This window comes from Magnetococcales bacterium (assembly GCA_015231925.1).
Classification (GTDB): domain Bacteria; phylum Pseudomonadota; class Magnetococcia; order Magnetococcales; family JADGAQ01; genus JADGAQ01.
The window spans coordinates 25667-32863 of sequence record JADGAQ010000022.1; the positions used below are offsets into that span (position 1 = coordinate 25667).

Here is a 7197-nt window from a genome sequence, read left to right on the forward strand (position 1 = left end):
CAGATGCGGGAGACCGACCGCAAGCTCAAGGAGAGCATGCGCATGGTGGACAATCTGACGAGCAAGTGGGGTCGGTTTCTGGAAGGGTTGGTGGCTCCGGCCTGCGAGCGGATTTTCGCCGAGCGGGGCATACCGGTCCACGAGGTGCATCAGCGGGTGCGCAAACGCACCGATGACGGGCGCACCCTGGAAGTGGACATTCTGGTGGTCAACGAGCGGGCGGTGGTTCTGGTGGAGGTCAAAAGCACCCTGGGCGTGGAGGATGTGAAACGCCATCTGGAACGTCTGGAACAGTTCAAGGCGTTCTTTCCCCGCTACGCCGACTGCCGGGTCATGGGCGCCGTGATCGGCATCGACAGCGACGAAAACACCCCGGAATTCGCCCGGAACGCCGGATTGTTCGTGCTGGGCCATGCCGGAGACGATGTACATATTACCAATCCCGCCGATTTCGTTCCGAAGGTCTGGTAGATAACGCCGCTTTCGGCCAACGGACGGGGGGGATGAAATTGGCGAAGGATTCTCATCTCACCACCGAGGGGGTTCCATGCTGCAACTCATTCCCTACGGCTTGGCAGCCCTTGTTGGCGGTTTGCTGGGCAAAAAATACTTTCCGCTGCTCGCCGAACAGACCCTGACCCCACACCGGGAAAAGAGCCCGCTGGTGGCGGAGACACCCTCGGCCATTCAACTGCTGGGGGAATCGCTCCTCCAGGAGGAGTCGGTGGTTCTGGCTACGGAAGAGGTGCCCCTGGACAACCGCTTCGGCAACAAGGTGCTGCAAAGCGAACACGAGTTCACCCGCACCGCCAGCGTCGGTCTGAACGTGGGCCAGGAGCAGAGCCACGGCGGCCAGCTCAAATCCTCCCTGTGGACCGTTATCGAAAGCCTGGTGCAGGACGAACTGAAAAAGAACCTGCACATCGAATTCGGCACTCAGATCACCCGACGGGTCAAGATCAGCTTTTCCACCGAACCCGGACACCGGGTTCTCTATCGGGTGGTTTGGAAACAGGCCTCCCGACGCGGCCTCTTCGACGTGCGCATCGGCGGCGAAAAACACACCATCCCCTATCTGGTCACCTTTGGCTTGTCCCACGCCGTCGAAAGCGTCGCGGAGGGGGAGCATGCCGGGACATGAGGCGTCCACGATTCTGATCGTCGACGATCAACCGGCGACCATTCGCCGGCTCGAAGCCATATTGTCCACCCGTCACCGCCTGATTTCCGCACTCGATGGCGCCACGGGCCTGCATCTGGCCCGCACCCACCGTCCGGATCTGATTCTGTTGGACGTGATGATGATGGACATGGACGGCTACGACGTTTGCCGCCAGTTGAAAGCCTTTCCCGACACCCGCGATATCCCGGTCATCTTCAATACCATACTCGACACGGAAGAGGATGAACTGAAGGCCTTCGAGTGCGGTGCGGAAGATTTCGTCTCCCAACCCGTCAATCCGGCGATCCTGCTGCACCGGGTTGGCATTCATCTGGAATTGCAGCGCCGCAAAAAAAGTCTGGAGGAGGCCCAGAGCCGAATTCAAGAGCAGGAGAACCACGTCCGCAGCATCCTGGATAACGCCCTGGATGCCTTGATCGTCACCGACCTCCAGGGGCGGATCGTCGAATTCAATCCCGCTGCCGAAGCCTTGTTCGGTTATTATCAACACGAGGTCCGGGGGAAAGACATCGCGGAAGTGATCATTCCCGTCGAGGAGCGGCAAGCGCATTGGACCGGCATGAGGCTTCTTGGGGAGCAGCCCGGCAAACCGATGCACCTTCGCAAATTCCAGGCTCCCGGCATGCACTCCGCCGGACATCGCATCGATCTGGAGATCGGCCTGGCTCCCACCATTCTCAAGGGCCAGACCCACTGGCTGGCCAGCATTCGCGACATCACCGAAACCAAACAGTTCTCCAAAGCCTTGCGGGATACCCTTCAGGTTGCGGAATCCGCCCATCACGAGAAGATGATAGAGCTGGAAAGGACCCGCAAGTCCGAAAACGACCTCTCCATCGCCTTCCAGATTCAGCAGCTGGTCAGCTCCCTTTTGCAGCTCTCCATCGAGCCGAGATCCCTGGAAGATCAGCTTCAGATGGCCTTGGACCTCATCGGCAGCCTGCCGTGGCTCACGGAAGGCAGTCTTGGAGCGAGCATCTTTCTTCATGGCCCCGGCAACTCCATGAAACGGGTGGCGACGTTGCCCTCGGAGTTCTCCATCCTCTCCGTGCAATGCGGCGGCAATCCGACCTTTCCCTGCTCCTGCCACCATTCGATCCGGTCTCGCCCCACGCCGGAAACCGTTGAAATAGTCAATTATTGTACCCATATCACCGGCAACGACGAACCCTATGGTCTATTGGTTCTGTCCGTATCCAAAGTGGACGGCAGGCAAGGCTTCTTCCTCCTGTTGATGGAAGCCATCGCCCACTCCCTGAGCAATTTCATCGACCGGGCCAATCTGGACAAGGCCCTGCACGAAGCCAAGGAAAAGGCGGAAGCTGCCAGCAAGGCCAAAGGCGAGTTTCTCGCCAACATGAGCCATGAAATTCGCAGTCCGCTGAATGCCATCATCGGCATGACCGATCTTATTTTAAGCACCCATCTTTCCAAGGAAGAGACCAGGAACAACCTTCAGATCGTGCGCTCCGCCTCCCTGTCCCTGCTGGATCTGATCAACGACATTCTGGACCTTTCCAAAATCGAGGCGGGCCACTTCGTGCTGGAATCGATCCCTTTCGATCTCATCGGTCAGGTCGAGGGGGTCTGCGAAATCATGGCCATCAAGGCCCATCAGAAAGGACTGGAGCTTTACTGCCACATCGCCCCCGATCTCCCTCCCACCCTTCTGGGAGATCCTCAGCGGCTGAAACAAATTCTGATCAATCTCATCAACAACGCCATCAAGTTCACTCAGCAGGGCGAGGTGGTGGTGGCTGTGGAATACAGTCCGGAGGCTTCGAGAGAAAAGGACCGCATTCGTTTGAGGTTCTCCGTCTCCGATACGGGAATCGGCATCCCCAAGGAGAAACAGGAGCTGATTTTTCAGAATTTCATCCAGGCGGACGGCTCCACCTCCCGCAAATACGGCGGCACCGGGCTCGGGTTGACCATCTCACGGCAATTCGTGCAACGCATGGGCGGCACGTTGATGGTGGCGAGCCAGCCCGGCCAGGGAAGTTATTTTCATTTTTCCCTGGAGCTGGGCATCAATGTGCCGGAAAAGGGCCAATGCGACGAACCCTGGCTGGAGCAACGGCGCAAGAAACGCGACACGGCGGAGAAACCTCTCAAAGGCAGGCGCATTCTCCTGGCGGACCCTCACCCCACGGGGCGCGTCATTCTCAAGGAGCAGCTGGTCCATTTCGGCGGCGTCGTCAGCGTGGTGGCCAATCTGGCTGCCTTGCTGCACGAACTCAAAACCGCCGTGGCAGCCCCCTTCGACCTTCTGCTGATCGATGAAAACATCCTTCAGGAGGGGGGCAGCATCGCGGACGTCTATTATCCGGGATATCGCGGCAGGTCCATTTTCATGCTCTCCTCCCAGGTCTCCCTCAAGGATCTGGACCTCGATGTACTCTTCCACGATGCTCTCTCTTTGAAAAAACCGATCCGACGCTTTCGCCTGCTCAAGAAGATGCTGCAGATTCTCTTTCCGGAGGAGAACAAGGAACAAAACCGGGATGTCCCCCCGAAGGATGCGGAAAGGAACAAGAAAAGCGCCCCGACCGCTCAGGCCCTGCGCATCCTTCTGGTGGAGGATCTGCCCGAAAATCAGAAGCTGGCCACCGCCATTCTGCAAAGTCAGGGACACACCGTCCAGGTGGCCAATCACGGATATGAAGCCCTGGCGGAACTGAAGCAGGCGACATTCGATCTGATCCTGATGGATTTGCAGATGCCCGAACTGGATGGCTTCGAGACCACCCGCCGCATCCGCAACGGGGTACCGTCCGAAGTGGGCAATCCCCAGATTCCCATCGTGGCGGTCACAGCCATGGTGATGATGAACGAGAAAACAAGATGTTATGAGCTGGGCATGAACGGGTTCCTGTTGAAACCCTTCCTCACCCAGGATCTGATCGATCTGGTAGCCACCTTCTCCCCGGCGGCACCGGCGGCACCGGCGGCACCGGCGGCGCCAGTGTCGCAAAAGGTGGAGAGCCTTCTCAAACCGGTCGATATGGACCGGGAAAACCTGGACAAAATGCAGATGCTCTTTGTTCGGGAAGCCTCAATCCACCTGGAGAAGATCAAAAAGGGCCTCAAACAGAAGAATTCCAACCTGGTCATCCGGGAAGTCGGCTGGTTACGATCCATGGCGGCCCATATCGGAGCATCCCGCGTCGAATCTCAGTCGATCCGCCTCATCGGTCAGGTTGAAATGGAGTCCTGGGGCGATGCCCAGAAGATAATCGAAAACCTGGAGCAGCATGTGAGCCAGATTAGCCGCCTGATTGCCGAAACGAGGAGCAACCCATGAAGGTACTGATTGCGGACGATGAACTGAACAACCGGAAACTGCTTCGGGATTACCTGAAACAGTACGCTCATTGCGATATGACCAGCGATGGCAAGGCCGCCCTGGAACTGTTTTCCGCCGATCTGGAAGACGGGGATCCCTATGACCTGGTCCTTCTGGATATCATCATGCCCGTCATGGATGGACAGAAGACCCTGAAGCGCCTTCGGGAAGCGGAAAAACGCCTCGCGCCGGACAAAAAAGAGACCCCCATCATCATGGTCACCGGCATGGACTCCTCTCTCCAGGCCATGGAGGCCTATTTCAAGGGCGGCTGCTCCGACTACCTGACCAAACCGGTCACCCGTCAGGCCCTGCTTGAAAAACTGCACAAGCTCAACCTGATCCCCGAATCGGAGGAGTCCTGAGATGATGTCCGAAACGGCCAACCGAAGAAGGCATGAAAGGGTTTTCTGCGGATTGCCCATGGAGTTCGACGGCTGTGTCGGCAATGCCCTGGATGTCAACGAAATCGCCGTATTTCTGATTCTGGCCTCCCCCTGCGCCGTCACCGAGGGCCAGAACGGCGTGCTGAAATTCGTTCTGGAGGGCAAACTGGTCGAAGAACGCGCCACGGTGGCCCGCATCACCAAAGCAGGCATCTCCCTGGCCTCCCTGGAAGAGGTCAGCATCTTCCCCAAACTGATGGAGTCCTCGCGCAGCGGGGTGAAATTCGTCGAACACACCAAAATGGAGACCTCCGCCCACTTCCGGGGCGAGTTCGGCGCCAGCTTCTGGGATGACTTCCTCCGCATCTATGACGGACGCGGTCCCGCCCGACGCTATCGTCTGAACTTCGCCAACGTGGCCACCATCTCCCCCTCGGGACTGGCCATGCTGTTGCATCTGGTCGACTACAATCAGGGCGGCAAGGACGATATCCAAATCTCCCATTGCAACAAAGAGGTGCTGAAAACTATCAGCCAGCTGCTGGCGCCCGGAATCGCCATCTCCCTGAGCGCCGACGACGCCTCCAACGACGAGACCCATAAATTCGGGGTCAGCGTGGCCTACGGCGCCAGGGGCGAGGAGATCGTCACCATCCGCATCGCCAGGATGTTCGACTACAACTGCCGCTTGGAATTTGCCAAAATCTATCGCAACCGCCCCAAGAATACGGAGTATATCCTGGACTTTCAGGACACCCTGCACCTCGGCAAGGCCGCTTTCGGCACCATGCTCCTGCTGAATCAGCACAACCGCGAACACCAGGGGCGCCCGGTGCGCATCATCAATTGCAGCCCATTCATTCGGAGTTCGCTGGATTCGATGAAATTTGGCCGGTTTTTTGAGTTTACATCCTGACTCAACCCTATTTTAATGGCTCATGAAGGAATTTATTCATGTCAGAGGCCGATGAGTCTAATCTTGAGTTGTTCGTCGAGGAGTCCCGCAAACGACTCGGCGCCATCCACGCCGACCTGCGCGGTCCGAACACCATCGACCCGGAGACCGATCCGGTGCCTCTCGACCGGATGTTGCGCACGGTTCGAGGCATTCGCGGGTCCGCCACCTTTCTGGATTTGAGCCAGATTTTCCTCTTGAGTCAACTTCTGGAGGTTCTGTTGAGCCGCCTGCAGGACCAAACCCTCTCGCTTGGGGAAGAGAGCCTCTCCTGCCTGAGCGCCGGTTTGCAAAAGCTGGACGAGCTTCTCGCGGACGTCTCCCTCCCCCGCAACATCGACCCGGAGGTGGAGACCATTCAAGCCCTGCTGGATACCCCACCTCCCGGCCGACACTTCGATCTGAGCCGCTATCCCCGGGCCATGGCCGAGGCGGCACACCAGGGACTCTTCCTCTACGCCATCGATATCCGCTTGCGGGGAGACCCCTCCGCCAAAAAACAGCAGTTCGATGTGGTCAAAGACTCCCTCCTGGTGATCGGCAACCTGATCGACTCACTGCCGGATTTGCCCGACAATTTTGAACTGGGCAACTCCTTTCAGGGCAAACAGGTTCTCCTGTTGGTTTCGACGGTCCTGCAAAAAGATCTTCTGATCGGCCTGACCCAGTTGCCCGACGAGCAGATCAAACAACTGTCCATCCCCGCCGAAGCCGTTGCCCCCCCCATCGAGGAGACCGCCGGCGTCCCCCTCGACGCCCCGCCGCACCCGCCACGGGTTCCGGAGGCAAGCGAACCCCCGGCGCCTGACTTGTCCCAAATCCTGCCGGAAACCATCGTCACCCACCGCAGCGAAGAGGATATTCTGGCGGAAACCGAACTGGGTCGCATCGAGGAGCTGCGCCGCCAGAGCTATTTCGCCGAACGGGAACGGCAACGTCTCGCCCGGGAGGAGCAGGCCCGCGAGGCGGAACGCAAAGCGCTGCTGCGGGAAAAACACAAGAGATATCTACTGCGAAGCGGCGGCGTCGTGGCGGCGGCAGGAGTGCTGGCAAGTATCTGGCTGTTTGTGCCGCCCAGCCCCGAAAAGAGGCCCGCGCCCCCCGTGACTGCGGCAGTCGCCCCCGTGACTGCGGCAGTCGCCCCCGTGACTGCGGCAGTCGCCCCCGTGACCAGCGAACCGCCCGCAGTACCGACACCCGCCATCCGGGAACTGCCGGCGCCACCGGTGACGCCGGCAGCCGTGGCGCAGCTCCCCCCCCCCCCCCCCCGCCCCCCCCCCCCCGCGGACGGCCCGCCACACGGCGCCCCCCCCCCCCCCGCACGACA

General features: G+C 59.3%; 6 protein-coding genes. All 6 read left to right on the forward strand.

Annotation, left to right across the window (positions count from 1 at the left end; all coding sequences use genetic code 11):
- Window positions 1–471: DUF3782 domain-containing protein (locus HQL56_04525; protein MBF0308777.1), on the forward strand; the 471-nt coding region annotated here is incomplete at its 5' end.
- Between the two features lie 76 nt (window positions 472–547).
- On the forward strand, window positions 548–1141 hold the full coding sequence (locus HQL56_04530) for a hypothetical protein (protein MBF0308778.1): 594 nt from the start codon (window positions 548–550) through the stop codon (window positions 1139–1141).
- Window positions 1128–4487: a response regulator gene (locus tag HQL56_04535; GenBank protein ID MBF0308779.1), complete on the forward strand. Its 3360-nt coding sequence runs from the start codon at window positions 1128–1130 to the stop codon at window positions 4485–4487. Before HQL56_04530 ends, HQL56_04535 begins: the two co-directional genes overlap by 14 nt.
- Entirely contained in the window at window positions 4484–4894 is a 411-nt protein-coding gene (locus HQL56_04540) for a response regulator (GenBank protein MBF0308780.1), read from the forward strand. The genes HQL56_04535 and HQL56_04540 overlap by 4 nt, the downstream gene beginning before the upstream one ends.
- 1 nt (window position 4895) lies before the next feature.
- Entirely contained in the window at window positions 4896–5831 is a 936-nt protein-coding gene (locus HQL56_04545; GenBank protein MBF0308781.1) for a hypothetical protein, read from the forward strand.
- Between the two features lie 38 nt (window positions 5832–5869).
- Window positions 5870–7197 (forward strand): Hpt domain-containing protein (locus HQL56_04550; GenBank protein ID MBF0308782.1); only part of this gene is annotated, 1328 nt, incomplete at its 3' end.